The organism is Bacillus gaemokensis, from assembly GCF_001590835.1.
Classification (GTDB): Bacteria; Bacillota; Bacilli; order Bacillales; family Bacillaceae_G; genus Bacillus_A; species Bacillus_A gaemokensis.
Genome location: NZ_LTAQ01000041.1, coordinates 1 through 832, shown reverse-complemented (window position 1 = coordinate 832; position 832 = coordinate 1). Strand labels below are relative to the sequence as shown.

At 33.2% G+C, this 832-nt stretch carries 1 protein-coding gene; it reads right to left on the bottom strand.

The features are described 5' to 3' along the window. Positions 1-427 precede the first annotated feature (427 nt). Positions 428-583, bottom strand: a complete 156-nt coding sequence (locus AZF08_RS30565; RefSeq protein WP_161486802.1) for a hypothetical protein — start codon at positions 581-583, stop codon at positions 428-430. Positions 584-832 lie beyond the last annotated feature (249 nt).

Here is an 832-nt window from a genome sequence, read left to right as displayed (position 1 = left end):
AAGAATTCATCCATCAATTGTTTGGGCTAACAGCATAAAATACAATTCCGCTAGAAATATATGCGCTATATTCTCTTTTATTTTACCTTTGCACCAGAACCTTCACACCAAATCAAGACGGAGTATATTCAATATCAACAGGTTTAAGGTTTAGCCCTAGTGAGCAATTAGCTATCTATGGATTTTCATTAAATATAGATATTAACAATGTTGCAAATATAGCTGCAGTCAACAGCCTCGGTGATGCTTTTGGTGATGCAATCACGAATGTTTCTGCTATCTATGGATTAAAAGTAGGAGATAGTGTGCGAGTTATATTTCGTGCTACTACAGATGGATTTATTATTGGTGGTCCATTTGCTTCAACCTTCTTCTCAGCATCAAGATTTCCTTTTACAAGCCCTATACCTTAGGTTTTAACGTCATATTAATACTCTGTATAAAAAGAGAGCCTTTTGAGCTCTCTTGTCATAATCGCTTCCACAATGCATTTATTTAATATGATAAGTATTTTCGGAGGTGACATATGTCGTTGTAATTCTTTAGAAAATAATTGTAGTTCATCAGAAATCGATAGATTCATACAAAAACGCCATCCTTTCCTATGATTCTACAGAAGAATAGCATATTTTTTCATTTTAGGGAGGATTTTGTTTTATTAGCTTAATAGCGTTGGGTTGCCGCCTAAATTCCAAAAAGCCCCCAATTTATTTTTAAAAGTAAATTGGGGCTCTTGAACCAGAAAGGTATATTTTTAACTATAAAAACTATGACAAAATTTATCCGTTTTTCCTTTTTGCCTACTTGCTAAATTCAGCAAGTAAAATATTTT